This is a genomic window from Shewanella khirikhana, assembly GCF_003957745.1.
In the GTDB taxonomy this organism is placed as follows: domain Bacteria; phylum Pseudomonadota; class Gammaproteobacteria; order Enterobacterales; family Shewanellaceae; genus Shewanella; species Shewanella khirikhana.
In genome coordinates this window covers 68,181-94,129 of sequence record NZ_CP020373.1, presented here as the reverse complement: position 1 = coordinate 94,129, position 25,949 = coordinate 68,181, and the positions used below count along the sequence as shown (strand labels likewise).

At 54.0% G+C, this 25,949-nt stretch carries 17 protein-coding genes; 6 read left to right on the top strand and 11 right to left on the bottom strand.

Annotation, left to right across the window (positions count from 1 at the left end):
* Positions 1 to 8: 8 nt before the first annotated feature.
* Positions 9 to 428 carry a hypothetical protein gene (locus STH12_RS00350; RefSeq protein WP_126165716.1) on the bottom strand — a complete coding sequence of 140 codons (420 nt, stop codon included), beginning with the start codon at positions 426 to 428 and terminating at the stop codon, positions 9 to 11.
* A 248-nt stretch (positions 429 to 676) separates the two neighbouring features.
* The gene (locus tag STH12_RS00345; protein ID WP_126165715.1) at positions 677 to 1,666 is read right to left on the bottom strand and encodes an NAD(P)H-quinone oxidoreductase; all 990 of its coding nucleotides are present in this window, start codon (positions 1,664 to 1,666) and stop codon (positions 677 to 679) included.
* A 332-nt stretch (positions 1,667 to 1,998) separates the two neighbouring features.
* On the opposite strand from STH12_RS00345, the gene STH12_RS00340 reads away from it, so the two are divergent.
* Positions 1,999 to 5,025, top strand: a complete 3,027-nt coding sequence (locus STH12_RS00340) for a M9 family metallopeptidase (RefSeq protein WP_126165714.1) — start codon at positions 1,999 to 2,001, stop codon at positions 5,023 to 5,025.
* Positions 5,026 to 5,208: 183 nt separating this feature from the next.
* Here STH12_RS00340 and STH12_RS00335 read toward each other — a convergent pair whose 3' ends face one another.
* The 7 genes from STH12_RS00335 to STH12_RS00305 form a co-directional block, all read right to left on the bottom strand.
* Complete coding sequence (locus tag STH12_RS00335; protein ID WP_126165713.1) at positions 5,209 to 6,528, bottom strand: BamA/TamA family outer membrane protein; 1,320 nt, start codon at positions 6,526 to 6,528, stop codon at positions 5,209 to 5,211.
* An 81-nt stretch (positions 6,529 to 6,609) separates the two neighbouring features.
* The gene (ybaK, locus tag STH12_RS00330; protein WP_126165712.1) at positions 6,610 to 7,086 is read right to left on the bottom strand and encodes a Cys-tRNA(Pro) deacylase; all 477 of its coding nucleotides are present in this window, start codon (positions 7,084 to 7,086) and stop codon (positions 6,610 to 6,612) included.
* Between the two features lie 165 nt (positions 7,087 to 7,251).
* Entirely contained in the window at positions 7,252 to 8,430 is a 1,179-nt protein-coding gene (locus STH12_RS00325; RefSeq protein WP_164551114.1) for a GGDEF domain-containing protein, read from the bottom strand.
* Between the two features lie 200 nt (positions 8,431 to 8,630).
* Positions 8,631 to 9,344: an arginine N-succinyltransferase gene (locus tag STH12_RS00320; protein ID WP_126165710.1), complete on the bottom strand. Its 714-nt coding sequence runs from the start codon at positions 9,342 to 9,344 to the stop codon at positions 8,631 to 8,633.
* A gap of 171 nt (positions 9,345 to 9,515) precedes the next feature.
* Positions 9,516 to 12,179 (bottom strand): DNRLRE domain-containing protein, encoded by a 2,664-nt coding sequence (locus tag STH12_RS00315; protein ID WP_126165709.1) that lies wholly within the window; start codon positions 12,177 to 12,179, stop codon positions 9,516 to 9,518.
* A gap of 222 nt (positions 12,180 to 12,401) precedes the next feature.
* A complete protein-coding gene (locus STH12_RS00310) occupies positions 12,402 to 13,049 on the bottom strand; it encodes an Lcl C-terminal domain-containing protein (RefSeq protein WP_164551113.1) in 648 nt (215 codons plus the stop codon).
* Positions 13,046 to 14,626: an ethylbenzene dehydrogenase-related protein gene (locus STH12_RS00305; RefSeq protein ID WP_164551112.1), complete on the bottom strand. Its 1,581-nt coding sequence runs from the start codon at positions 14,624 to 14,626 to the stop codon at positions 13,046 to 13,048. The genes STH12_RS00310 and STH12_RS00305 overlap by 4 nt, the downstream gene beginning before the upstream one ends.
* Before the next feature lie 360 nt (positions 14,627 to 14,986).
* Between STH12_RS00305 and STH12_RS00300 the strand changes: the two genes are divergently transcribed.
* Positions 14,987 to 16,528 carry an MFS transporter gene (locus tag STH12_RS00300; RefSeq protein WP_126165706.1) on the top strand — a complete coding sequence of 514 codons (1,542 nt, stop codon included), beginning with the start codon at positions 14,987 to 14,989 and terminating at the stop codon, positions 16,526 to 16,528.
* Between the two features lie 87 nt (positions 16,529 to 16,615).
* Here STH12_RS00300 and STH12_RS00295 read toward each other — a convergent pair whose 3' ends face one another.
* Positions 16,616 to 18,907, bottom strand: coding sequence for a carboxypeptidase-like regulatory domain-containing protein (locus tag STH12_RS00295; RefSeq protein WP_126165705.1), 2,292 nt, complete (start codon positions 18,905 to 18,907; stop codon positions 16,616 to 16,618).
* A gap of 427 nt (positions 18,908 to 19,334) precedes the next feature.
* On the opposite strand from STH12_RS00295, the gene STH12_RS00290 reads away from it, so the two are divergent.
* Positions 19,335 to 19,658, top strand: coding sequence for a group I truncated hemoglobin (locus tag STH12_RS00290; RefSeq protein WP_237158692.1), 324 nt, complete (start codon positions 19,335 to 19,337; stop codon positions 19,656 to 19,658).
* A gap of 213 nt (positions 19,659 to 19,871) precedes the next feature.
* Here STH12_RS00290 and STH12_RS00285 read toward each other — a convergent pair whose 3' ends face one another.
* Positions 19,872 to 20,345 carry a LabA-like NYN domain-containing protein gene (locus STH12_RS00285; RefSeq protein ID WP_126165703.1) on the bottom strand — a complete coding sequence of 158 codons (474 nt, stop codon included), beginning with the start codon at positions 20,343 to 20,345 and terminating at the stop codon, positions 19,872 to 19,874.
* Positions 20,346 to 21,099: 754 nt separating this feature from the next.
* Here STH12_RS00285 and STH12_RS00280 point away from each other — a divergent pair.
* The 3 genes from STH12_RS00280 to STH12_RS00270 all read left to right on the top strand — a co-directional run bounded on the left by STH12_RS00280 (position 21,100) and on the right by STH12_RS00270 (position 25,949).
* Positions 21,100 to 21,987 carry a Tim44 domain-containing protein gene (locus STH12_RS00280; protein WP_126165702.1) on the top strand — a complete coding sequence of 296 codons (888 nt, stop codon included), beginning with the start codon at positions 21,100 to 21,102 and terminating at the stop codon, positions 21,985 to 21,987.
* Positions 21,988 to 22,950: 963 nt separating this feature from the next.
* On the top strand, positions 22,951 to 23,898 hold the full coding sequence (locus tag STH12_RS00275) for a DNA-methyltransferase (protein ID WP_126165701.1): 948 nt from the start codon (positions 22,951 to 22,953) through the stop codon (positions 23,896 to 23,898).
* Positions 23,899 to 23,903: 5 nt separating this feature from the next.
* Positions 23,904 to 25,949 carry an ATP-binding protein gene (locus STH12_RS00270; RefSeq protein WP_126165700.1) on the top strand — a complete coding sequence of 682 codons (2,046 nt, stop codon included), beginning with the start codon at positions 23,904 to 23,906 and terminating at the stop codon, positions 25,947 to 25,949.

Below are 25,949 nucleotides of genomic sequence, written 5' to 3'. Positions count from 1 at the left end.
AGGCGGTGTTAATCGTCGAAATCGTCTGACCAGTCGTCGCTGAAATCGTCGCTGCTGCTGCCACCGCCGCTCAAATCTTCATATTCAGGCTCAGCTTCGGCCTTGGCTTTACGGGCCGGGGCTGGAGTGTCCTTCATATTATTCAGATTGATCCGTGACTGCTGCTTGTCCAAAAAGTCCGAACGCGCCGCTTTCCACTCGCTGCCAAATTTGCCTTCTGCGGCCTTGAGGGCTGCGTCATCCAGCTCGTGCAGGTTGGGCTTCACTATGTCCTCTACGTACTCAACGATGGCTTTACGTTCAGTGTTATAGAGATAGATACGTCCAGCCGAGGCTTCGGGCAACTGGTTGTCGTGGATGACGATGGCGGTTCCACGGGACGTCTTTAACTCACCCCACCAAACCTGTTTCTTCGCCGTGTTATACATATATGCCAATACCTTTTAATCAACACATACACTAAGAGTTTTCGGTCTTTTAAACTCGCCGGGGAAGCGCTCCACCCCTGCGATAAATCGTACGAATAGTTCGGACGTTTCAAGTTGGGTATTCTTACAGAATCTTTCCGAGAATCAATGCCAAAATTAGCGAATTTTTTGAGATATTGCGTTTAATTTTCACCTCTTTATTTCATTTTTCCGTTCAATCCCGACTTTAGTCGAAAAAAAACACCATATCAAGGCACAAGTACCAATTTTCCGTTGTGGCTTCCAGCCTCCATCAGCGCGTGCACTTTCACCACCTCCGATAACGGATATTCACCAAAAAGTGGCACCCGGCACTCCCCCTTTTCCAGCAGCGGCCACACCAGCTGTTCGAGCTGCCGGGCAATCTCAGCCTTGGCGGCAATGCTCTGGGGTCGTAGGGTCGAGCCGGTCCAGCTGATGCGCTTCATCATCAGCCGGAAAATATCCACCTCGGCCCGGGGGCCTGACTGCATCGCCACAGACACCATGCGTCCATCCATGGCCAGCAGCTTCAAATTGGTATTGATCATGGCGCCACCCGCCATATCCAGAACCACGTCCACGCCGCGACCATCGGTGGCGGCCAGCACCTTGTCCACCAGCGCCTCGTCTCGATAATCAAAGGCGTCGTCAGCGCCAAGGCTCAGGCAATAGGCACGCTTGTGTTCACTGCCGGAGGTCACCAGTACCCGGCTTCCCAGCGCTTTGGCAAGGACGATGGCGGTGGAGCCTATGCCACCACTGCCACCCTGGATAAGCAGCGTCTCGCCCGATTTAAGCCCCGCCCGCATAAACAGATTGCCCCACACGGTAAAGAAGGTTTCCGGCAGCGCCGCCGCCTGTGCCATAGACATCCCCTGCGGCAACGGCAAGCAGTGCAGCGCAGGGGTAAGCACATACTCACCATAGCCGCCGCCCGGCACCAGGGCACACACCTTGTCACCAAGCTGCCAGCGGCTGACGTCCTTCCCGAGGGCAGCTATCTCGCCGGCCACTTCCAATCCAAGCACAGGCGACGCCCCCGGCGGCGGTGGATAAGCCCCGCGCCTTTGCGCCAGATCCGGACCGTTCACCCCCGCTGCCCGCACCCGGATCAGCACTTCACCCTCGGCGGGTTCAGGCATGGGGCTTTGCACCAGTGTCATCACCTCCGGCGCACCGGGAGATGCAAAATCAACATGGGTATAAACAGATGTCATCGGGCAGGGTCCAGTAGCCAGCAAAAGTTGTTCCCAGCATAGCAGCTTAGTGAAAGGACGAAAGACTGAAACCTTTTGGTGAGCGCTTACATGAATGGCATACAGTATAAAATTTACACATACGGAGTGTTTTTATCCTGTTGTTTTAGTTTCTGTTATTGAAAAATCACCTCCCTTTCGCCTTTCGAAAGCATAAAAACCCTACAGTTTATATATTGTATATTTTATTTATGTGACTATATTGTTACACCTGATTAACAACTGACCGGTGTGCCTTACCGCCGGCAATAACAAGCATCTGCCCTGCAGACATTTCACTACTTGGAGTCATTATGAAACTCAATACCCTGGTCGTTGCCCTGGGGCTGTTCGCCGCCCCGGTCGCCCTGGCAAGCCACACAGGCCTGACCCAGCTGCACCAAGCCGAGGTGCAAAAAGCCCTCAGCAAACAAGGTCCAATGGGCATGCCCGGACTGCCTGGCCCCATGGCTGCCGCCGAATGTGAAAACTTCATCGGCCTGTCCGGCTCGGCCCTGGTCAGCAAGCTGGCCGCCTCAGCGCCGGATTGTGTCAGCAGCCTGTATAACCTCAAAGGCAGCGATGCCACTGCGCTGTTTGCCGAAAGCAACATGCGTGCAGTCATGCAAGGGGTGAACAGCCGCGCCGCCAGCTACACAGGTACAGACAGCAGCGGTATCGAATCACTGATTTACTTCCTGCGCGCCGGTCTTTACGTGCAGTGGTACAACCCTGAGTTAGTGCCCGCTTACTCCAGCGCCTTTGGCAATGATGTCAAAACCGGCCTGACCACCCTGTTTAACAACAGCAATGCCTGGATTGCCGCCGACAGCAACGCCGGGGTGCTCAAAGAAGCGCTGATCCTGGTGGATTCGGCCGGACTCGGGGCGCACTTCAATTGGGTCACCATCAAGGTGCTCAACGAATACAACGCCAACTGGCAGGCAAGCTTTGGCATGAACGCCGCCGCCAACGCCGTCTTCACTACCCTGTTCCGCGCCCAGTGGGACGAACCAATGAAGACCCTGTTTGCCAGCGACCAGAGCATCCTCGATGCCCTCAATGGCTTCCAGAGCCGCAATCGCAACCTGCTTGGCACCAATGCCGAATACGTGCTGGTGAACGCGGTGCGTGAAATGTCGCGTCTTTACTACATCCCCCAAATGGAGTCACGGGTACGCACCCTGGTAAAAGCCGTGCTCAGCTCCAGCAACAAGAATGACGCCAGCAAAACCATTTGGATGGCCGCCGCCGAAATGGCCGATTATTACGATCGCGCCAACTGTAACGACTACGGCATTTGTGGTTTCAAGGCCACACTGGAAGCCGAAACCTTAAGCTTTAACCACAAGTGTTCCGACACCCTGAAAATGCGTGCCCAGCAGCTGTATGTGGATCAGGCCAACTGGGCCTGTACCGTGCTGACAGGTCAGGAAAGCTACTTCCACCAGATGCTGGAAACCGGCCGCCAGCCAGTGGTCAACGATAACAACGACGATCTGGAACTGGTGATTTTCAACAGCTCTGAAGACTATGGCTCCTACGCCGGCACCTTCTTTGGTATCGACACCAATAACGGCGGCATGTATCTGGAAGGCTCCCCTGCCGGGCTGAAAAATCAGGCGCGCTTTATCGCCTATGAAGCCGAGTGGCGCCGCCCCGACTTCCACGTCTGGAACCTGCAACACGAATACGTGCACTACCTCGACGGCCGCTTTAACCTGCACGGCGACTTTGCCCGTGGTATGTCGGCCAACACCGTATGGTGGGTTGAAGGTCTGGCGGAGTACATCAGCTACCGCGATGCCAACCTGCGTGCCATCGAGATGGGCGAAACCAAGGCCTATGCGCTGTCCACCATCTTCAAAAACAACTACGAGTCGGGTCAGGACCGCATCTACCGCTGGGGTTATCTGGCGGTGCGCTTTATGTTTGAGAACCACCGCGACGATGTGCGCACCATTCTTAACTACCTGCGCAACGACAAGTACACCGAATATCAAGCCTTTATGGACAACATCGGCACCCGTTACGACAACGAGTGGTACGGCTGGCTCACCAGTGGCCTGTCCACCGCCAACGATGGCATAGTCGACAAGGGCCCGGATGACACCGCCGCCGAAGCCAGTGGCACCACAGGTAACTGGTCGGGTCCGGGCAGCAGCATCAGCACCGACTACAGCCCGTGTGAGGTAACCAACGAAGCTTACCGCTACACCAAGGACGCTGAGCTCAAAATCGATCAGCCGATGGAATGTATCGACGCCCAGAACGGCCGTGCCAGCTTCGCCTTTGCCAACGTGGATCACAGCGATGCCGAGATCTGGATCAAGATCGGCGGCGGCTGGGGCGATGCCGATATTTACTTCAACTCCGGCAGCTGGGCCAGCGGCGAAAACAACGAAGGCTATGGTATCGGCAACGGCAACCATGAAGTGATTAAGGTTCGCCTGAACCCCAACGAATACTGGCACTACCTGACCCTGGATGGCGACTTTGGCGGCGTGGATCTGCTGCTGTCGACCACCGAAGTGGTGGCCGATCCCGACCCTGCCCAGGGCGGTGGCGACAATGGTGGCGGTGACAATGGCGGTGGCGACAATGGCGGCGGTACCCCACCAGCCGACTGCGGCGCAGCCACCAGGGACTACGGCAAGCTCGAGTTCGGCGTGGATGAGTGCATCGCCGGTGGTCGCAGCAGCTTCTACTTCTGGGTAGAAGAAGACAACACCGAAGTGACCATCAGCACCGCCGGTGGCAGCGGCAACGCCAACCTCTACTTCCATGCCGACAGCTGGCCGGATGCCGGTAACGCTCAGGCCCGCAGCGAAGGCAGTGGCAACAACGAGCGCATCAGTGTCACTGTTAACCGCGGCTGGCGTTATCTGTCGGTCAATACCGACAGCGAATACAGCGGCGTGACCCTGCGTCTTGCCCTTGGCAGCGGCGGTGACACAGGTGGCGATAATGGCGGCGACAACGGTGGCAACCCCCCAGGCAGCCTGACCAACGCCTGTGCCAGCCAAAGCCCGGTAAGCTACACCACCCTCACCCCGGGTGAAGCCGTGTGTGCCGATCAGGGCCGCAACGACTACTACGTGTGGGTTCCCGAAGGCACCAGCAAGCTGACGCTGCACTCAGCCCACGGCAGCGGTGATGTCAGCCTGTACGGCGCCAGCGGTTACTGGCCAACCGAGTCCAACTATCAGGCCATCTCCGCCACCAGCGGCAGCAACACTGAATCCATCAGTGTCAGCAACCCAGGCAGCGGCTGGTACTACTTTATGGTTCAGGGCGACGCTGGCACCAGTGGCGTGACTGTGCAGCTGGATCTGCAATAATCCCAACACCCCGGCGCTTCATCGCGCCGACAGCAATAGGCCCGCGATTGCGGGCCTTTTTATTGGCAATCAGGGAAGCTGCGAGTAAGTCCCCTGCTTGCTCAGCATGAGCTTTAAGTGGATAGATACAAGGCACTGTTTGCAGCCAATGACCAAATTGCAGCGAATGACTGTATTCCCTTCCTAGAACGGATGATCCACCATCAGCCACAGGTTTGTGCCTTCATCGCTCTTGGCCAAATCGGCGCGCACCACCAGCCCTGCAGTCATGGCCCTGAGCGACACCCCATAGTCAAACTTCATCTCGTCGGTAAGGGTGCTCAGCTTATATTCCGGCGCCACCCGCCCTGCTTCGACAAAGCCCACCAGCTGGAACCAGTCCAGCCGCAGGAACCGCAGCCAGTTTACATCTGCCAGCGGATTGTATTTCAGGGTGTAACGGTACTCGGCGCTGGCATACAGGGCGGCCTTATCGTGGAAGCGGTTCAGGTCGTAGCCGCGCATCCGGGTGAAGCCGCCAAGGGTGGCTCCTTCGTTGTAGGGGGCGCCGCCGCGCACAATGCGGGCGCCGTCATTTAGGGTTTCCAGCTCCCAACTGGGGGAATAGCCACTCCACAGATTCAGTGCCAGCACCCGCTGATGGGCGTAATCCGACTCGCCGAAGGAGAAAAACTTGCTGGCAGAAAATTGCCAGAAGTCCCATTCAAAATCTGAGTCAACAAAGCCAAGGTCCGTCGACCAGGACAACCACTGACGACTGCCGTAGCTGGGGTTTATCGCGAAGTCGGTGTTGTCGTACAAAAGCCCCAGCTCAACCGCGCCAAAGTCGCCATCCAGCTGGCGCTTTTCAAATTCAAAACTTTGATAACGCGAGAAATACCTCAGCATGGCCACGGTGGCACCGCTGGTCATGGGGTTCCATTCTTTACCGCCGCTGGGCTCGGAGATAAGCAGCCCCTGCTTAAGCCGATAATTCACCATGCCACTGTTTGCCGTGGCACCTATGGGCAAGGCATATTCGAGCCGCATGTCCAGCCAGTTGGAATTGCCATCGGCCTCGAAGTATTGGCTGTTTGACGACTCGTTGCTGCCGGGGATGGGCGTGCCCTCAGGCACAGGCACTATGGAGCCACCGGCATAGGCGCGCTGATCCGGATAATAGGCCCACAGCCCGTGAGCACTGGCGAACCAGCGCTCGGTGCCTTCAATCCGATAGTTGAATACCCCGGCCCAGACGCCACGGCTGACATCGCCGCCAAAGGCGGTGGCCCCCAGGGTCATCTGATCCTGATGCCAGCCCTTTATCATGCCGCCGACACCGAGATTCAGCCCCATGGTTTCGGTACTGAACAGGTACGGCAACACCAGATTCTCCCGCACCCGATCCGGGCTTTCGGCCCGATCGACTGTGTTCTTCACCCTGGGGCTTGCGGCGCTTGCCAGGCTGCTGTGCAGCAGCAGAGGCACTGCAATGGCGGCCAGCTTGGCCAACGTTGATCTCATGGAGTCTTCCTTGTGCTTCAATGCCTGTGGATGCCCAAACACAGTCGCCTGTGCTCGGCTGATGGCGCCGGCGGCTTGCACTCAGCTGCTGGCGATGGCGACAAAACTGCCACGGCACAACCTGGCAAGCGCGGCCGGCGCCAAGCAGATTTCCAGCCCGCGGCGGCCGGCACTCACATGAATACGGGGCTGCGCCTCGGCACTGTTGTCTATCAGGGTCGGCAAGGCCTTCTTTTGCCCAAGCGGACTGATGCCCCCCACCAGATAACCGCTGGAGCGCTCGGCCAGCGCCGGGCTTGCCATCACCAGCTTCTTTTGCCCCAATGCCTTGGCAGCGAGCTTAAGGTTAAGCTGACAGGCCACAGGCACCAGTGCCACGGCGATTGGCATAGACTTTTCATCCGGCGCCACCAGCAGGGTTTTAAACACACTCTCGGGCGCCAGCCCAAGCTTGTCTGCCGCTTCCAAACCGTAGGACCCGGCGCGACTGTCGTGCTCATATTCAAACACGTCAAAGGGAATACCGGCCTTTTCGGCCTGCTTGATTGCTGGGGTCATAACTGCGGCTCTGATGGTAATTTTATTCAGTGTGCCAGCAGCTTGGCTCGGGGTAAAACCCACAAAGGTGCAAAAACGCCGAATGTGAGGCTGCGCCCCGGCGCACAAATCAACCTGTGAAGCACCGCACGCTTTGATGGGGGTAACTCAGCCGCCCGGCGATGCTCAAAATACCTGGCTGAGTTCCATGCCATTGTGGAAAGCCACCCGATCGCGGCCACTCTGCTTGGCGTGGTACAGCGCCGCATCGGCACGTTCCATCAATTGCAGCCAGTTGTGATCCCGCTCGCGCCGCTGAGCCACACCTATGCTGACCGTCAGCAGCACTTGGGTATCGGCCAGAACCAGAGGCTCGCCCTGGATTTTCTGCCGCAGACGGCTTGCCAGGGAGCGGGTGCAGTCATGGTCACTACCCGGCAGCAGGATCACAAACTCCTCGCCGCCAAAACGGAACAGGTAATCGTAACCCCGCAGCAATCGCTCGCAGGTTTGGGTCACATGCTTAAGCGCCGCATCACCATAAACGTGGCCATGGGTGTCGTTGATTTTTTTGAAATGATCTATATCCAGCACCAGGAGTCCAAGCTCGGATGAGGTGCGGGCGCTGCGTTCAAACTCACGCACGGCAATATCGTTCAACGCACGGCGATTGAACCAGCCGGTGAGCGGATCCTTGATAGTCAGCTCCCGCAGTTCCAGCTCCTGACGGCGGATCACCATCAGGGCGCAGGCCATGGTGCCCAAGCTCAGCAACACAAAAATCGCCAGGGTGCCGGAGGTCTGGAAAAATTGGCTGCCGGTCATGGTCAAATTCAAATCGGCATCCAGATGCAAAATCGCGGTGCGCAGCAGCAACTGTAAAAAGAACGCCAGCTCCAGCAGCATCAAGGGCATACAGGCCAGCCTGAGCTCGCCGGGGGCATGACGCCACAGGGTGGCGACCGTGGCCAGATTCAGCACCATCAGCATGGGCAGCAGCACAATCTGCCGGTTGTTCACCGACTCCTGCAACCAGGGCAGCAGATGCAAACTGGCGGCAAACACCGCCAGAGCCAGTGCCAGCAGCCAATAGGTTTTGAGGCCAAAATAGCGACGAACGCCCATCAACAGGGCACAGTGACCGGCAAAATAGCAGGCGTTGATGATAGTGGGTGCCACCCAGAAAGGCTGGGGATAGTGGAAAACCAATACGGTGAGGCTGTTACCAGTGAAAAAGCACATACCGGCAAATGACCAGTCGAGCAGACTGTATTCGCGGGGGCTGGCGATGAATAACCCCAGCAGGCTGATGGTCATCATGGCGCTGGCAAAGGCCGTGGCTATATGAAGGGTGTAAGCATCCATTCTCACTCGCTTGCACCGCGCGATTATCCGCATGCGATGCACTATAACGCTATGGCCGCCATATTACCCCAGCCAAACAGGCAACTCCATCAAACTTTGCGATGTATTTCATTCGGTTAAATACGATTTGCTAATATACATTCCAGCGGGAGCCAAAAAACAGGGCCGCTCTGTGGCGGCCCTTTGATTGAATTAACCCATTAAGGTTTGAGCTTGATATACAGCTCACCGTCGCGGATTTCGATATCCTCCACCCCATCGGCAAAGGCGTTCCAAAAGCCGCTGTCGCCAAACTCGCTCACCAGATTCACCTGCTTCATATTACCAAGCCAGGCGTTGGGAATGGGCACCCCCATCAGGCTAACCCCCGCCAGCGACACCACAGGGCGGCGGCGCTGATCCAGATGGATATTGAGCCCGGCGTTCACTCTCAGGGTTTCACCGGCCATGATGGGAAAATCTTCAGGGATAGGAATAAGCATCTTGGCGCTGGCCAGATTGCTGGAAAAGTCGATGGCGAGACGCTGGGCAAAATCAGGGCTGCGGCCAATCATGGCGTTGACTTCTTTTTCGCTGAAGGTCACCTGACGATCGCCATCCAGCTCCCGGTATGGCTCGGGGGTTAAATCATCGCTGCCGCCCTTTTGGCTGCCATTGCTTTTGTTCTGGCTGCCGCTGCTTTTGTTCTGGCTGCTCTGGCTGCTGGATACGTCCCAGCCCAGGGTTTCCAGCTTGGCTTCGAGCTTCTTTTCCTCTTTGGCGCTTAAGGTCACCGGGGTAAAGGGGCTCGGGAAGATATAACTGCGGATAATAAAAAAGCTCACCACTGCGGTCAGCAGCATCACTGCCAATACAATCAGCAGTACCTGAGCGCCGCTGAAGCCACGTTTGGCCTGATTGTCTCTCGTGTCCATTAAGGCTCCCCCATTTGTCCTTTGACAGGCATGTTAACCGCCCGCAAGGCGGAGCACCAGCCGATGTTTTGCGCCTCAATCGACATGGGAAACCATTTTAAATGGTTAAAAACGTTAAAGCAGCGAAATAAAAAACGGGGCAGATGCCCCGTTTTTAGTGCTTCAACAAGCTCAATTGGCACACTGATCCTGGTTGTAGGTAATGGTCAGCGCCGCACCATTGCCCGACTCCTGATCGTTGATATCAATGCCATTGCGGGAACCGGCCGATGAAATCACCAGCCCGGCGTTGGCGCTGCTGCCAAGCCAGGTCTGAACCGCGGCAATACCGGCACTGTTCAATGCCAGCTTATATTGCCCGGTGCTTGCCGGGACGAAGCTTGCCACCTGGCTGCCCTGATGGGCCGCGCCAGACACACTGTTCCAGCTGGCATTGGCGGCAGCCCAGCCATTCACCCCGGCATAAACCACATAGGTGCCGGACGACTTGTCGAACACATTCACCGTTAGCTCGGCCGCTTCTACCCGGGCACAGCTGGGGATGGCGCTCAAGTCCCACTGCATCAGGGCCTTCATTTCACCGTAGGTGGCATCGTAACCGTCGGCGAGCAGCTGAGCAGCTGCGCCGTTAAAGTTGCTGCTGGCCTGAGTGCTGGAAATAAAGGTGTCGCCTGCCACAGGCAAGGTAACCGTGATTTGGCTCTGGGGCGGCGCGGCCGACACTGTCAGTGTCTTACTCACGCTGGTACTGGCGCCATCGTTGTCGGTCACAGTGAGGGTTACTGTGTAGCTGCCGGCGGCGCTGTAGCTGTGCTGCGGATTTGACACAGTGGCGCCATTACCATCGCCAAAGTTCCAGGCCCAGCTGGCAAGGTTACCGTCGCTGTCGCTGGACGCATCGCTGAAGCTCACCTGCAAATAGTTGGCACTGAAGCCAAAATCCGCCACCGGCGCATTGTTGCTGCTGCCGCACTGTTCCTGGTTATAGGTCACCGTCAGCACAGGGCCATTGCCGGACTCGCGATCGTTAATATCGATACCGTCGGAAGTACCCGCAGAGCTGATGATGATGCCGTTATTGCTGCCCTGCAGCCAGCCTTGCACCGCGGCGATACCAGTGGCGTTAAGCTGAATACCGTAATTGCCGTTGGAGCCCGGGGTAAAGCCACCGACTTGACTGCCCTGCTGGGCAGCGCCCCCCACCGACAGCCAGGTCGCCGTCGATTCGCTCCAGCCGTTCACCCCGCTGTAGAGGTTGTAGCTGCCCGCCGAGGGGTTGAAGATATTCAGCTGTACCTTGGCCACTTCCACGGTGGCGCAGCCCGGGATCGATGCCAGATCCCATTTGATCAGGGTCTTCATCTCGCCGTAAGTGGCATCCACCCCATCGGCCAACAGCTGCTCGGCGGAGCCGTTATAGTTGCTGCTGCCATTGGTGCTGGAAATAAAGGTGTCGTCGGTGGCGGTCAGATTCACAGTAACGCTGTTTCCACCGCCGCCATTGTCGCCACCGGCCAGCACAGTGCGGCCGTTGCTATCGGTTTCCAGCAACATGGCCTCACCCACACCATTGGCCAGCCACCAGTTGATATTGGCGGGCAGCAGGGTGCTGTCGGCGTCGCGCTGGGCCTTGGTGAGGGTCGATGGCGAGCCATCAAACTGGGCGGTACGCAGCTGCATCTGCCCGGCAGATACGGTTACCACTTTAAACTGCTGAATACTGGCCAGATCCACAGTCCAGGGCTTGGGGTCGTTGGCAGAGCGGGCTGGTGCGCCCCAACTGCCCTCACCCACATAGACGGTTCCGGCACTGATGCCTTCGGCGCTGCCCACAAAGGTGCTGCCGCTGGGCGCCACCACCTCGGTGATCTTGGTCAGGTGGGTGTCTGACTCCACCACCAGATTCATGCCATGGTCAAAGAATCTCTGCGCCCACCAGTTAAACAGGGTTGGGTTATCGGCCTTGCCACTGTAATGAGGAAACATGGGCTTATGGTACTGGGCCACCCGCCAGGCGGCGCTGCCGCCGTTACCGCTGAGATCCGCATCCAGCCAGTTGTTCTGGGCATTCTGCATCGCCGAGCTCTGGCTCATAAACTGAGAGTTAAGGGTATAAACCCGCAGCAGCGGCGACACGGCCACCCCGTAGTAGGTGTCGTTGGCCGAACAGCTGCCATTGCCATCGGCATCTATGCCGAACATGTTGCAGATGGTGGCAAAGTCACCGTCTTCATGGTTGCCGTGGGTGCCCAGCATGGGGTAGATGCGCTTGTAGGCCAGGCCATCTATGGTGTCGCTGGAATAAGTCAGCTCCCAGTCAATCAGCCACTGGGTCCACTGGGAGTTGTTGTTACTGTCGGTAAAGTCGCCGCCATGCATCACAAACAGCGGCCGGATTTTACTGATAAGACGGTTACCATCCTGACGATTGGTCCAGCCGGTGCGGGTATCGCCACCAGCCACAAACACAAAGGGGCTGTTATCGGTGGGGGCTGTTTTGAACCAGAAACGCTCGCCGCAGCCGGCATCGTCACAAATGCGGAAATAGACTTCCGAGTTCGGGGTCAGGTTTTCCAGCCGCGCGTGCTTGCTGGTGATAGAGACCATGGTGGTGGTCAGCGCCACCGGCTGGAACGACCAACTGCTTTCGTTGGTACTGTATCCCCAGGCCACATAGGGGTTGTTGTTGGTGCCATCGGGGGTAAAGCTCACAATGGCTTCGCTGCTGGCATCGCCAAGCCATCCCAGACGAACCCATTTACTGCCAGCCGTGGCCTGGGGTGCCATCAGCAGGGTACTTACGAGTGAAGCTGTCAATAAGAGTGTGTTTCTCATCACATCCTCCTTGAAGTTTTTTTATTATATCGGCGCCGCGGGGCGTCCACTGCGCCGAGCTCAGGGTAAGGGACTGACGTCCCGATAAAGCATTTTTGAGTTGTGGAACTGCGTCCCGGTAAAGCATCCTAGAGTATAGACATGACAATCCGGTGAAGAATGGTTTTAACAAATAAACTACAAAGCAGCGTGCGAAAAATTTTCACCTGACACATCAAGGTGTTATTGAGATGAGATAGCGGCGGGTTGGCTGGATGATACCAGGCGTACAAAGGCGGCATTGCGATAGGGAATAGCGCGGGGCTCACCGGTAATAAAGTCCAGTGCCAGGGCCCCCTCTCCCAGATGGGCATAGACGCCACTGAGGGGCACCCGGTGATCCTGGCTCCAGTAATCGCCGCGCTTGGTGTGCAGGAAGTAATCATTGTGGATGCTGGCCATGCCGGTCTTGGGGTTGGCCTTCACCAGGGTCGAGAGCTCTTTGAGCGTCGGCAGGCGCCAGTCGCTGATGCCGCAAATGGCCTCGCGGTTGGCGCGGCGCAGCAGATCATCTGTATCGCAGCGATCTTTCTCGAAATAACAATCGCCGCCGTTGCTTACCCCGGCGCCGTCCCGGTACCAGGAGTAGGTCCACAGCGCATCGTGGATAGATTCATCATCGGTTTTATTCTCCCACACCAGCTGGGTTTGGCTGTCATACACGCAGCTCCAAGGGCCCTGCCAGGGCGCCAGCGGCGCCCCCTGACTATCGAGCTTAATAAAGCGCGATGCCTCGGGCGCCGAAGGCTCATGGCGATAACCAAACAGCAGCGCCGTGGCCAAGGTCAGCGGCGGCAATAATATCAGCAGCAGTCGACGCGGCCGTTTCATTGGAACTCCAGCGCTATGGGTCTGACATGGCGGGTGTGGCGAATTTGAGCTCGATCGAATGCCGCCACCCACAGACATACCCCATCCCTGAGCGCTACATCTTTATCCGAGCCTGTGTCCAGACGGCGAAACACTTCCAGCGACCAATAGCCGTCCTGCCAGCGGGCATAGGCACGTACATGGGCCCGGTCGCCCTCGAACTGATTGGAGCTGTAGAGAATAGACGGCATCACAGTGCCTACGGGGTAATTGTCTTTCCCCTGCTGATAGGGCTCAGTATCGAACCAGGGCATCACCCAGGGTATGTCTGCCGCAACGGGCGTCGTAGCGGGCGCCACAGCTGCGCCTTCTTGTGCTATGCCAGCGCCTTCTTGTGCAGAAGCTTGATAGAGCGATAGCTGCTCAGCCGCAAGGGGCAGTCGCTTGGGCACTATGCCCGCCGCGCTGTACCAGCGCCAATTCATCTTATAGGCCCCGGACTCGTTGGCATCCTGCTGATAACCCGCGGTATAACGCCTGTCACCGGCGCGGGCCTCGGCCGGGGTTGAGATGTAATTATCGTCCATCAGCTTCATGGCATTGGTGCGCACCGCCTTCCACTGCCACAGGTCCACCAGCCCTTGCTCGCGGTAATGATAGCCCTGGCCGGTCCAGTGTTTGGGCTTATCATCAAGGGGCTTTGGTCCCAGATGGGCGGTGCCGGCGGCATCCCATTCACAGCTGTTTGAGACTATTACCGCAAACTTGTCTTCGTACCATGACTTCTCATCGAAGTCCTGAAAACCATCCTGCCTCACCTGCCAGCCGTTGTCGGTTTTCACCAGTGGCAGATGCTCCAGGCTCTCGGTGGCGTCCTGCCAGCGAAAATGCATAAACATATCGCTGCCATTTTGCAGCGCCCGCAGGGTAACCGGGGTGGCGCCCTCATCGAAATTGGCGCCGCCGTGGGTGGTCAGGGTCAAGGGCTTAGCCTGCGACCAAACCGCTTCATCGGCGCGGCCATCTATCTCGATAAAGATATCGTCTTTGATAGTGGCTACCTGCAGCCTGTGGTTTGTCTCCCGCGCAAGCAGCGCCATGGCCCCCGCCCCGGCCACACACAGCAGCAAGGCGCCCGCGAGCAGGGTAATTCTGGCCTGCTGCAGCGGCTGAAACAGCAGCCTCAACAGACGCCGACCCGATTGCAGCAGAAAGCCGCTGCCATGAAGAAACACCACCAATACTGCGCACAGGGCGCAAATGAAATGCAGCAGCTTGGCCGCACCTGCAGCCAGCCAGGGCGCCTCGATGTACAAAAGCCAGCCGCTGCCGAGCAGAAGCAGCACAACAAGCCGCAGTGCCCAGCCCACGTTGAAATGAAAACGGCTAAAACCGCCGGGCTTTTTATGGGGCATGAGCCCCGCCTGACGCCCAAGCAGCAACAAGCCGGTATAAGTGACGAGCAGCAAGGTCAATGACCAGCCGGCAATCAGATGCAGCCCATGCATCTCCCCCTGTGGCAGCAAGGCATTGAGCCGCAGCAGCCAGGGATATTCCAGCACGGCGATACGCAGCCCGGAGCCCAGACTGACCAGCACGGCCGCTATCGCCAACCAATGTAAGATTGCCCAAACCGACTTTTGCGTTAACGACATAAGCCCAATAAAAAGAAATAAATAGCCGCCATCCTAGGCGGGAAAAATGACGGATTTATGATGGGGCATTTTTGGCAACAGAACAACTGCCGATATAACAGACCACAAGCCGATTAGCATTTGCGGCCGCGAGGTCGGGTCCAGCAATTGCAGTGAAAAGTTGTAAAGCCGCTCAGGCACGGCGCTTTGCTGTTGTCTTTGCCAGTGGATTGTTAGCGCCAGATCGGCTTTTGGTAGAAAATCCAATAAGCTAATGGTGCATTCTTGTTATACTCTCCCAGGCATTTTTACAAGGAGCGGTAGATGACTAACCCACTGCGCACCTTCGCGTCGCTGTACAGTACCACCCTGTTGACGGTTCTTGCCGGGGGTCTGTTGACCACCTATCTGGGCCTTAAGCTTTCGGCCATGGCTGTGCCCCAGATTTGGATTGGTGCCATGATGTCGGCCTATTACGCCGGTCTGGTGGCGGGCTCCAAAATTGGCCACAAACTCATTGCACGGGTTGGCCATATCCGCGCCTTTGTCGCCAGTGCCGGGATAGTCACCGCCTCGGCGCTTGGGCATGCACTGGTAGACGACCTGTCGATTTGGATTGTGCTGCGCCTCTTGGTCGGCCTTGGCATGATGTGCCAGTACATGGTGCTGGAAAGCTGGCTCAACGAGCAGGCCGACAACAGCCAGCGCGGCGCCGTGTTCGCAAGCTATATGATTGTCTCGTACCTGGCGCTGATTTTGGGTCAGGGCGCCATCAGTCTGTATCCGGATCTGGGCCTTGAGCCACTCTTGCTTATCGCCATCTGTTTTGCCCTGTGTATTGTGCCCATTGCCATTACCCGCCGCATTCACCCGGCGCCGCTGGTGCCTGCGCCGCTCAACGTAACTCACTACTTTAAAAAGGCGCCCCAGGCGCTGACCACAGTTGCCATCGGCAGCATGATTGTGGGCTCTTTTTACGGCCTGGCGCCCGCCTACGCCAGTAACCTTGGACTGGACCCTCAGCAGGTGGCCACCTTTATGACCGCCACCATAGCCGCAGGCCTGCTGGCCCAGTGGCCCATGGGCAAGCTGTCGGACAAGATGTCCCGCAGCCGCCTTATTCGCAGCAACTGCCTGTTGCTGGGCGTGCTCACCCTCGGCATTGCCATCACCCCTTACCAGCCCACGCTGGCGCTGGTGATGACCTTCCTGTTCGGTATTCTCGGCTTTACCCTGTATCCGCTGGCCACGGCGCTGGCCAATTCGCGGGTAGAACAAAGCGAGCGGGTGGGACTGTCGGCCACCATCTTGCTCACCTTCGGTCTTGGCGCCTGTATCGGCCCATTAATCGCCTCTACCCTGATGCAGTGGTTTGGCAACAGCATGCTCTACGGCTTTATGTCTGCCTGTACCCTGGTGCTGTTTGCCGGGCTGAATTACATCAGCGCCCGCCAGAAAGCCGAAGTGCCCTCCACCGACGACTACATTATGGCAACGGGCGATCTGGTATCCTCACCGCTTGCCGCCGCCCTCGACCCGCGGGTGGATATTGAATCTGTGCAGGAACAGATGACCCCAAACAGCGACGATAGCGCAGATGCCGACAGCCAGGCCGACACTGACGACAGCACTGATAACAACTCAGACGAGCATGATGGCGATGACGACCAAGACAGTGGCCATGACAGTCGCGATGACATTGACAGCGACAGTGTTCGCGATAACAGCAGCGACAACAGCAACGGCTTTATCGAAGCGCAGGACTTTGTCACCGAACAAGCGCCCTCGGCCGAAGCCGCACAGGATAAAGCACCTGAAGCAGAGCCCGGCGCCGACAAGACCGGGACGCTGAGCCCCAAAAGCTAACCGCCAGACTCCTGCCATCAATAAAAAACCTCGCCGCAGCGAGGTTTTTTATTGGCTTAAGAATCAACGGGTCAACGGGTCAACGGGTCAACGGGCCACGTTGGTGTAATCCGCCATATCCCGCTCACGCTCTATGTTGATACGGGCGGGAATAAAGGTGCGAAAGCCGGGGGCACGACCATAGACCTCGCCATCCCGCTCCTCACGCTCCACCACATAAAACACCCGCTCACCATCAATCATCTGGCTGTTAATCGGGTACCAGTAGCGCTGCGCGAAGGGTAAGCGATCGATTCGCACATAGTCAGTTTCGACCTGATAGGGCACAGGTGCGGCCTGAACGAAGGGAATACTGCTGAGGCCATTTTCATCCGGCGCGCTCCAATCGCCGCTGGCAAAGGTGTTTTGCACTTCAGCGCCATTGAACTGCCAGCCCCACAGGCGCTCGTAACTGAGCAGCCCCATGGCATCCACCGAGCCCGGCAGCCAGCTGTTGATTTCCCCCACCCAGAAACGGCTGGCGGAACTGGGCTGCAACTCGGCCGCCCCCAGTTGCATGCTGGCATCGCCCTTCACCCAAATGTCATACACGGCAAAACGCTGACCGCCGTGCTCGAATACCGAAAACACCCCCAACTCAATGCCGAGCTTATCGAGAATTTGGCTGGTCTGGGTCATGCCATCGGCGTAAGTGATAACCAGCCTTCCTGCCCCATCCACCTGCCAATTGGCGCTCACGTTGGAGTGCTTGCCCATTACTGTGCCGTTGGCAGCAAACTGCAGTGCATCGGCGTAGGCAGTATGGGGGAACAGATAGTCGTCGTAGACCCTTAACCCTTCAGAATAATGGTATTGCCCGCCCCAAAGCCCAGCCAGGCAGGTATCACCCGAGCTGCAGCCGGTAACGAAGGGAATATTGTCGATATCGTAGTTGGCCCGGAAGTTTTGGGTCGCAGTTTCCAGCAGTAGTTTCGGCTGAGCTATGGTGAGGGTGCTGCCATCGTTAAGCAAAATCGGTGGGGTGTTAATTTCACTGCGGGACTCCACCGACACCAGATCCACCAGGCTGCCATCCACCACCCGGGTGTAGGCCCGCTGGACCAGGCTGCGACGGGTCACAAACAGATCTGTCACGCCGCCCCCGGCATAGTATGCGGCGATTTCTGCCGGGTCGTCGGTCACATATTCGATACTGTCGGTCAGCTCCTCGGTCACGGTCGCATTGGGGTAGCTCGCCTCGATGCGGCCATTCGCTATCTGCCAGTTAAAGCTTTCGTTGATGGCCTGCCCGTTCCACTGCTGAAACCTGAGATCTGTGCCCGTCATAGTGACATTATCAAATTCCAGCGCCGCACCACTTCGCGCCATAAAGCCTGGGCTGGTGGTGCTGATGGCGTAATAGAGGCTGGGCACATCGGCGGCACTGAACCCGGCCACCAGATTGCTGTCGGCCAGAATGTCCGCAAGCGCCTGCTCCAGCGTCTCAGGTGGCGTACTGGCGACAAAGGTCTCTACTGCGGCGTCGTCAGCGATAAAGCTGAGGATACTGTCAAAGCCTTCCGGCAGCTGATAATTGGGGTCATCCACAATCAACTTGATAATGGCCGCCAGCTGAAACAGCTCGGTGGCGTCCACCGCGGTTTCGGCCTGTTCCAGTTCCGCCAGCGTGGCCGGTTGCTCGCCGCCATTGGCCTCAAGCACCAGGCTGTATTTGGCCGTGGTCAGGTTAGTCACATTGATGGGGTCATCTTCACTGAGCACCCTGGAAAAGCTGCCCACCAGATTGACAAAGTCGATGCTGTCGCCGGTTTCGGCATTGGTGGCCGACGACTCAATCAGCAACAGCTGCTCAATGTTGGTGGTGAGCACATCCAGGCTGTACGCGCCGTTTTCATCCGCCACCGTGGTAAAGGTGTTGCCATTGAGGGTGACAGACACTGTGGCATAAGGAATAGGCTCGTCGGTCACCAAGCCGGTGATGGTGGCCGCAAAACCGCCGCAACTGGCGGGCACGTTTTTCACATCGGCAACCGCCATATTGGCCATATCGCCATTAACCACTATGCCGACCTGGCACGGCAGAAACGCGAGACTCGCGGCATCGATTTTACTGTGGATTTGCTTTGGGGTTTGAAAGGCACTTAATACAAAGCCCGGATTGGCCGCATCCACAATCTCGATATAGGCATCACCGGCGCTGTCCTGCCTGTGGTGATGACCATCGATTTTGGCTTTCACCAACAGTTGATTAGTGTCGGCATCAAAGTGCACATTCTGGATTTTGATTTGCTCGGCAAGCGCAGCGCCGCTGAATGTGAGGCCGGAGCAAAGCGCCAGCGCACCCAGCCCCCATGCCGTGGAGAGTGATTTGACTTGCATACTGATTTCCCTTTTCGTCTTTGAATAAGCTCCTGCTAACCAGACGAATGCAGGTCAGAGTTTCGCGAACGCATCCTGCCACAACAACCCCTCCTGCCTTGGTCAAGGAGAACGGATAAGGGTAGTCGACATCGGCGGGATTGCCACTTAAGGGCTAGACACTAGCACTTTCGTACATATGGCTGCGGGTGTTGCCAGGATCTGGTCCTGACAGCCAATTCGGCAACGGCTAACCAAAACTGCCGCTGGCCCTGAGCTTGGCAACCGCTGTGACTGCTGATTACTGGGGTTCCATGGCGCCACTCGATTACTGGGGATCCATCGCGCCGCTCAGCACTTGCTCTCACAGGCTGCGCTATGCCTAACGATACTCAGGCACCCGCCACACACCAGCCGGCCCAGCCTATATCAGGCCCTCGGTGGCGAGGTGGGCGTCGTCCAGATTGTCGATGGATTACTTGAGCGGATCGCACGGGATCCCCGCATAGTGCACCACTTCGACGAAACGGATATTGCGATATTCCGCGAGCGCCTTATCGAGCATCTGTGTGCTGTTACCGATGGTGGCTGTGTCTATCAGGGCGAAAATATGGCCGACAGCCATCGGGGTTTGAATATCACTCAGGCCGACTTTGATGCCCTGGTGGGGCACCTGATTGAATCCATGAAGGATGCAGACGTTCCGACATCGACCCGCAACGCCCTGTTAAAACGCCTTGCCCCCATGTATGGCGACGTGACCTATCAGTAGCCACTTTTAAGCCGCTTGCGACAGATTCTATATCGCAAGAGTCAGGTTTTTAGTGGCAAGTACCAGCGCAACTGCGGCGACGCAGACGAACGCAGGCGGCTAACCAGATAAGCGTATGCGGCTAAGTGGATAAGCGTATGCGGCTAAGTGGATAGCGCGGGGGAATAAGCAAAGAGCGAAGGCGGAAAAGCAGATGCACGCAGGCGCGTGAGTTTAGAGCAGTAAGGACTCATCGATGGGATGAAAGCGGCTTGCCGCATCCATCAGGGATTTTGCGGTGAGCGTAGGCACGCCATACACCTCGGCTTCAACGCCATATTTTTGCCTTATCTTTGAAAGCAATAGGGCAAAATCACCATCGCCCGACAGCAGTATCACGCAATCCACCTCGGGCGCTGTCTCCAGCACATCTATGGTAATGCCCACATCCCAATCGCCCTTGGCCGAGCCGTCGCTGCGCTGAATAAAGGGTTTAAGCTTAAGCTCAAACCCAATATGCCTCATGGCATCCTGAAACTTTAACTGGCCATCGTCGCCGCGATGAATGGCGTAGGCAAAGGCGCTGACAATTTCCCCCTCAGCACAGAGCTGCTGCCAGAGTTTGCGATAGTTAAACTGGCGCTGATACGCCTCACGGCAGGTGTAATAGATGTTTTGTACATCGACAAACAGGGCGATTTTTTTCACGGGCGATTCTTATAACAGGCCGATTCATATTAAAGACGAGTAGGCTTTCAGCATTTGGCTGTCAGCGGCGAGACTCTGCGCACTTTAGCACAGCTAGAAACTGATGGCGCGCACCGGACAAGCTGCACCTTCCCTAATCCACAGGCCTCAACACAAACGACAGCAGCCAGCCCTACGCCTGTGGCTCGCCAAAAAACACTCGATTTCGCTGGTGCCACAGTATTATTAAGGCGCGTCTTTATATTTTTATGGCTACCAAGCATTCATCAAGGTTTAATTTAATAATCCAGACAAGACGTTTTATAATCACAATGCTGACTAAAATCAAACCAACTTAATACACAACACCTTAGTAGCAAGATAAAAGTTCAATACGCCATATAGAGCTTGGCGAGCCACAGCCATCTTACTCATTAAAAATATAACAATCCGATCCCACCAATTAATAAAAACTTGATAAAACCAAAAAAGAAATCCGATATAGCACTGATATCATTTAATTTTTAATTAAATTTACCCTAAACAATCACACATTAAATACCTGCAACCTTGATAGCAAAAAAAAGACGCAGCACGACTCAGGCACTTTACCTAACGGGTTTAAACACCCTAAAGCTTAAATCAACCTTAAATTAAACTGCAGGGTTTTTAATATTCAGCGTTTTCTTATTAATGCGACTTTTATCACCATTGACATGAACTAACATGACGTTATGATGCCTGCCATTCGGCGTTCAAAATAGAGATGGAATAAATGAAAAAGTTATTCATTATGCTGGCGATGTTTTTTGCCGTCAGCCTGGCAACCAGCCCTGTGGTGGAAGCAAAGAAATTCGGCAGCAATAAATCTGCCGGTAAGACTCAGCAAACGGCACAGTCGCAGCCTGCGGCCACCAATACCACTGCTACCAATACCCCTGCTGCACCTGCCACGGCAGCACCTGCGGCTAAAAAAGGCATGATGGGCGGTATGCTCGGCGGCCTGCTGGCGGGTGGCTTACTGGCGGCACTCTTTATGGGCGAAGGTTTTGAAAACATCCAGATTATGGACATAGTGATCATCGCCTTGCTTGCCTTCGTGCTGTTTAAAGTCATCCGCATGCTGATGGCCTCCAAAGCACAGGCGCAGCCAAGACCAGCCTATTCAGGTGTAGGGCAAGCCAGCGCCGCACCTGGCCAGGACCTTTATCGCCAGCAGTCTGAGCCTGCCGCCTTTGGTGGCCATAGCGGCAACAGCGGTTTTGCCCAGCCCCAGAGCACAGTGCCATTTCACTTGCCGCCGGGTTTCGATTTAGCCGCCTTTTTGGAAGGCGCCCGCGGCCACTACAAAACCCTGCAACAGGCCTGGAATGAGGGCGATCTGAACAAAATTCAGGAATACGTGTCGATTGAGCTCTTTAACGAACTCAGCCAGCAACGCCGTGAACTCGATGGCCAGCAGCACACCGAAGTGATGTTCCTCGACGCCGAACTGGTGCGCGCCACCTACAACAACGCGCTTGCCGAAGTGAGCGTAAAATTCAGCGGCCGCTACCGCGATGCCGTTGAAGGGGTAGAAGAAGACATCAAGGAAGTCTGGCATTTGGAGCGAAACCTGCTGCATGCCAACGCCCCCTGGCTGATTGTGGGCATCCAGCAATAAAAGCGCGCAGTAGCATGCTCTTTGCCACACAGTGACACCAAGCAAAACCCCGGCACAGTCCGGGGTTTTCTTTTTACGGTCCGAAAGTCGATAGCAGCCGTTTGCAGAGCCGCCCTATCTCAAGGAAGGAAGAAAGAAATAAACAAAGAAAGAAGCACTCACCAGCTCCTTAATCTGCTTCGTGATTTACCGCAGCCAACACTTGCCTGTTAAAACACCATACGGTAGTCTGGTTCCACTTTTTGATTGATGTACTTTCAGCTGATAAGCATCTGATTATTAAGCCAGCTTAAGGGTTTGCTAAATCAACTTGCAGTTCAGGTCAGCCATAGGCTTTGCAGGTCGCAATCAAGCTATCAAATCAACAGTGTGGATCAGGGAAGATGCGCAGCGCCGTTAGCGTCTGGCTATTCGGCTCTAAGCAGCAAGGAAGGCTTTCTGTTACTTAACCTCCTCGTTTTTCCCTCCAATCAGCCACTATGGGCTTTGGCGTGTTTTTTGACCTCAACCAAGGTTTCGCCACCGCCAAACTGTTAGCTTTGATGTTGTTTTAAAAATGTTTTTTGTTGAAGATGCGTTTCACAGACGAAACGCGCCGTGCGGTAGCTATGCCTGGAGATAAGGGTTACCGCCCTAACTACGGTTTAGGGGTTAATGCCAAGTTGCGCTTGGCGAAAGTCGTGAGCTCCGCTCACACAGGGCAAGAGGGAATCAACAGCAATTCCCGGTGACGCCGACAGCCCCTTGGACTTATGGGCTGAAACAATCACAAACCAATATGGCATCTTGGTGCAACCTGTAGATTCGGTACAATGGGGCAAAAAATAGGAGTACTTACTTTTGTAGTTAAATAGTACACCGTAGGCCCCTGTTACCTTTTTACATGAGTAAAATTAAATGAAGATTATCAAAAAAAATGCGATACAGAAAAATCGACTGTCTTTTAGGGATTAATAAATAAGTATGGCAATTAGACAAAAAACTAAACTAGGACAATACCACATCGGAGACTCAATTAAGCTCCTCAGTGGAAACCTCGGGAAGAAAATAGAAGGCTCGGTAAACCTAATTTTAACCTCACCACCTTATCTATTAAATAGAAAAAAGAAATATGGAAATTTAACTGAAAAAGAATACTTAGAGTGGTTTATAAGTATGGCTCCTATATTTTCACGCCTGTTGACTGATGATGGTTCTGTTGTAATTGAGTTGGGAAATTCATGGGAGCCAAAGCGACCTGTGCAATCCCTACTTCCATTAGAATCTTTAATGGGTTTTGTCAAAAATGAAGAAGCTGGATTTCGTCTATGTCAGCAATTTATCTGCTATAACCCATCAAGATTACCTTCGCCAGCTCCTTGGGTCACTCAAAAAAGAATAAGAGCGACTGACAGCTATACTAATGTGTGGTGGATGTCTAAATCGGATTTTCCTAAAGCTGATAACAGTAAGGTCCTTAGACCTTATAGCAAAAAGCAAAAACAGCTCCAAGCAAAAGGTTCTTACAATGCGGGAAAACGTCCATCTGAGCATGATATAAGTGAAACAGGATTTTTAAAAGATAATGGTGGAAGTATAGCTCATAACTTCTTTGAATTAGAAGTAATGGATTCAAGTAGAGATGTGCGATTACCGAACTCATTTGCATTTTCGAACACCAGTTCTAATGATTACTATCATAGAAAGTGCAGAGATCTAGGAATCATCCCCCATCCAGCGAGAATGCCTGAGGGGTTAGCAGCATTTTTTATTCAAATGCTTACAGACGAAAATGATCTTGTCTTAGATCCTTTTGGAGGAAGCAATACAACAGGATATACAGCCCAAACTCTAGGAAGGCGATGGATTTCAATAGAAGCACAAGAAGAGTACTTGAAACATTCAAAAATAAGATTTAGTCAAAGGAGATAAGACTTATGGGGATCTTCAACGAAGTAATTAATCTTGCAAAAACAGATATGTTTCAGCGAGAACAAGATGGAACGTACGCAACAGGGATAGAGGTTGGCAGACCATTTTACATTGACTATGACAAGGTAAATGTATTGGTTGCTGATGCTAGAAAATACAAGGCGAATGGGATCCCTCAAGGTTGTTTTCTTTTGGCTTATTATGAGCATGATATAGATGTAAAAGAAGCAGTGCTGTTAAGAGTTATTGGTCCGGCAAAATTACCGACGGACAATGACGTTATCGCGTCAATGATTGACTACTACAAAGAGGGAGTGGACCTAAAGTCTGAACCAGATAAGATTGATAGTTTCACCAGATATGAAATGGGCTTTTCAGGAATAGAATGCCGTGTACTGGGAACTTTCTACAATGAGGGAGATGACACTTTATTTGGTGCTGATTTAGAAAATTTTTTTAGTGCTCATAATTACACTGTAGTGAAGCCCAATGTTCGTGTATTAACATTGCTAGCAAACTTCAGGGACGATAATATCGTAGGGAGACCAACTGATATTGAAATCGGAAAAGTAAGATACAGTTCATCAAGAAGATTCTCTTCTGCTGAAAAAGATGTACCTGTTTATGTAACTCCTACTGACTTTCTAGGTAAAAGAACTGCGTTATTTGGGATGACTCGAACAGGTAAGTCTAATACGGTAAAAACCATTATATCAGCATGTTGTGATATGAGCGACAAAGCAACTCTGGACGTTGAATCTTATAGACCAAGCAATCCTTTAGAGCTACTAGAGCCATTTACTGAAGATGGCACTCCAAAGTTCAAATCCGGTCAACTAATCTTTGACATCAATGGTGAGTATGCCAATCCGAATGCCCAGGACAAGGGTACTGCAATATTTGAAATTTACGAAAATAGGACTGACAGATTTAGTACAATAGAGAAAGATGGTTTTAAAGTCATGAAGGTTAATTTCTTTAAAGACCTCAGTGACGGATTTGAACTTATATGCTCTCATTTTAGCCAAAATGGTGAAAGCTCACATTATATTGGGAGCTTCACCTCGATAAGTCTCGATACTCCGGAAGGATATGGCAAGAACGATGACGAAGGTAGATCTATAACAACGCGGTACGATCGACTAAAAGCTGCCTATATTTGCTGTCTATACAAATCAGGATTCAAGGTACCCGATAACTTTACAACAATTAAGTTCTCTGGCAACAAAGATCTCAATAAAATTGCCTTTCCAGACGACGAAAAAGATCCAAGTAAAGGGATTAGTTTGAGCGCCGCATGTACTTGGTTTGAAAATGTTTGGACAAGCATGCTAGAAGGGAACGAATTTTTTACAAAATATAAAAATAAAAATGGAAAAGATTGGGCAGATGAGAGCCTGAAAGCTGTACTAGTTATGCTTACAGGAAAGAGACAGTTAAACAACTCCGTCAGCGGCTTCAAAATGCTTTCACCACTTAAAGGTCTGCACACATCGAAAAGTGACATTAGTTTCGACATCGACATATTAAAGTCATTACGTAGAGGAAAAATTGTTATTGTCGACCTTTCTCAAGGTGATCCTGAGATACAAGCAACATACTCAGAGCGAATATGCCGAGCTATATTCAATGACGCCATGGAAAACTTCATTAGTATGAATGCAAATAATTTCATACAATTTTACTTCGAAGAAGCTCACAACCTATTCCCCAAAAAAGACGACAAAGATCTAAAACAAATATACAACAGAATCGCAAAAGAAGGAGCCAAGCTTAATTTGGGTATGGTTTATGCCACGCAAGAAGTTAGCTCAATAAGTTCCAACATTCTTAAAAACACACAAAACTGGTTTATTGCACATTTGAACAATGATGATGAAACAAGGGAAATTAAAAAATACTATGACTTTGCCGATTTCACTTCAGCATTAACAAAATTCAGCTCTGGAAATGATAAAGGTTTCGTTCGAATGAAGACCTACTCTAGTGCTTTTGTTATTCCTGTTCAAATCCACAAATTCCCTAAAGTACACGACGAAAAAGGATGCTAA

Bases quoted from the DNA above. Each gene is read 5' to 3' on its own strand.
- STH12_RS00325 (WP_164551114.1), bottom strand. From the start codon at position 8,430: ATGGATGCTTACACCCTTCATATAGCCACGGCCTTTGCCAGCGCCATG.
- STH12_RS00315 (WP_126165709.1), bottom strand. From the start codon at position 12,179: ATGAGAAACACACTCTTATTGACAGCTTCACTCGTAAGTACCCTGCTG.
- STH12_RS00340 (WP_126165714.1), top strand. From the start codon at position 1,999: ATGAAACTCAATACCCTGGTCGTTGCCCTGGGGCTGTTCGCCGCCCCG.
- STH12_RS00335 (WP_126165713.1), bottom strand. From the start codon at position 6,528: ATGAGATCAACGTTGGCCAAGCTGGCCGCCATTGCAGTGCCTCTGCTG.
- STH12_RS00270 (WP_126165700.1), top strand. From the start codon at position 23,904: ATGGGGATCTTCAACGAAGTAATTAATCTTGCAAAAACAGATATGTTT.
- STH12_RS00310 (WP_164551113.1), bottom strand. From the start codon at position 13,049: ATGAAACGGCCGCGTCGACTGCTGCTGATATTATTGCCGCCGCTGACC.
- STH12_RS00280 (WP_126165702.1), top strand. From the start codon at position 21,100: ATGAAAAAGTTATTCATTATGCTGGCGATGTTTTTTGCCGTCAGCCTG.
- STH12_RS00350 (WP_126165716.1), bottom strand. From the start codon at position 428: ATGTATAACACGGCGAAGAAACAGGTTTGGTGGGGTGAGTTAAAGACG.
- ybaK (WP_126165712.1), bottom strand. From the start codon at position 7,086: ATGACCCCAGCAATCAAGCAGGCCGAAAAGGCCGGTATTCCCTTTGAC.
- STH12_RS00320 (WP_126165710.1), bottom strand. From the start codon at position 9,344: ATGGACACGAGAGACAATCAGGCCAAACGTGGCTTCAGCGGCGCTCAG.
- STH12_RS00275 (WP_126165701.1), top strand. From the start codon at position 22,951: ATGGCAATTAGACAAAAAACTAAACTAGGACAATACCACATCGGAGAC.
- STH12_RS00295 (WP_126165705.1), bottom strand. From the start codon at position 18,907: ATGCAAGTCAAATCACTCTCCACGGCATGGGGGCTGGGTGCGCTGGCG.
- STH12_RS00300 (WP_126165706.1), top strand. From the start codon at position 14,987: ATGACTAACCCACTGCGCACCTTCGCGTCGCTGTACAGTACCACCCTG.
- STH12_RS00345 (WP_126165715.1), bottom strand. From the start codon at position 1,666: ATGACATCTGTTTATACCCATGTTGATTTTGCATCTCCCGGTGCGCCG.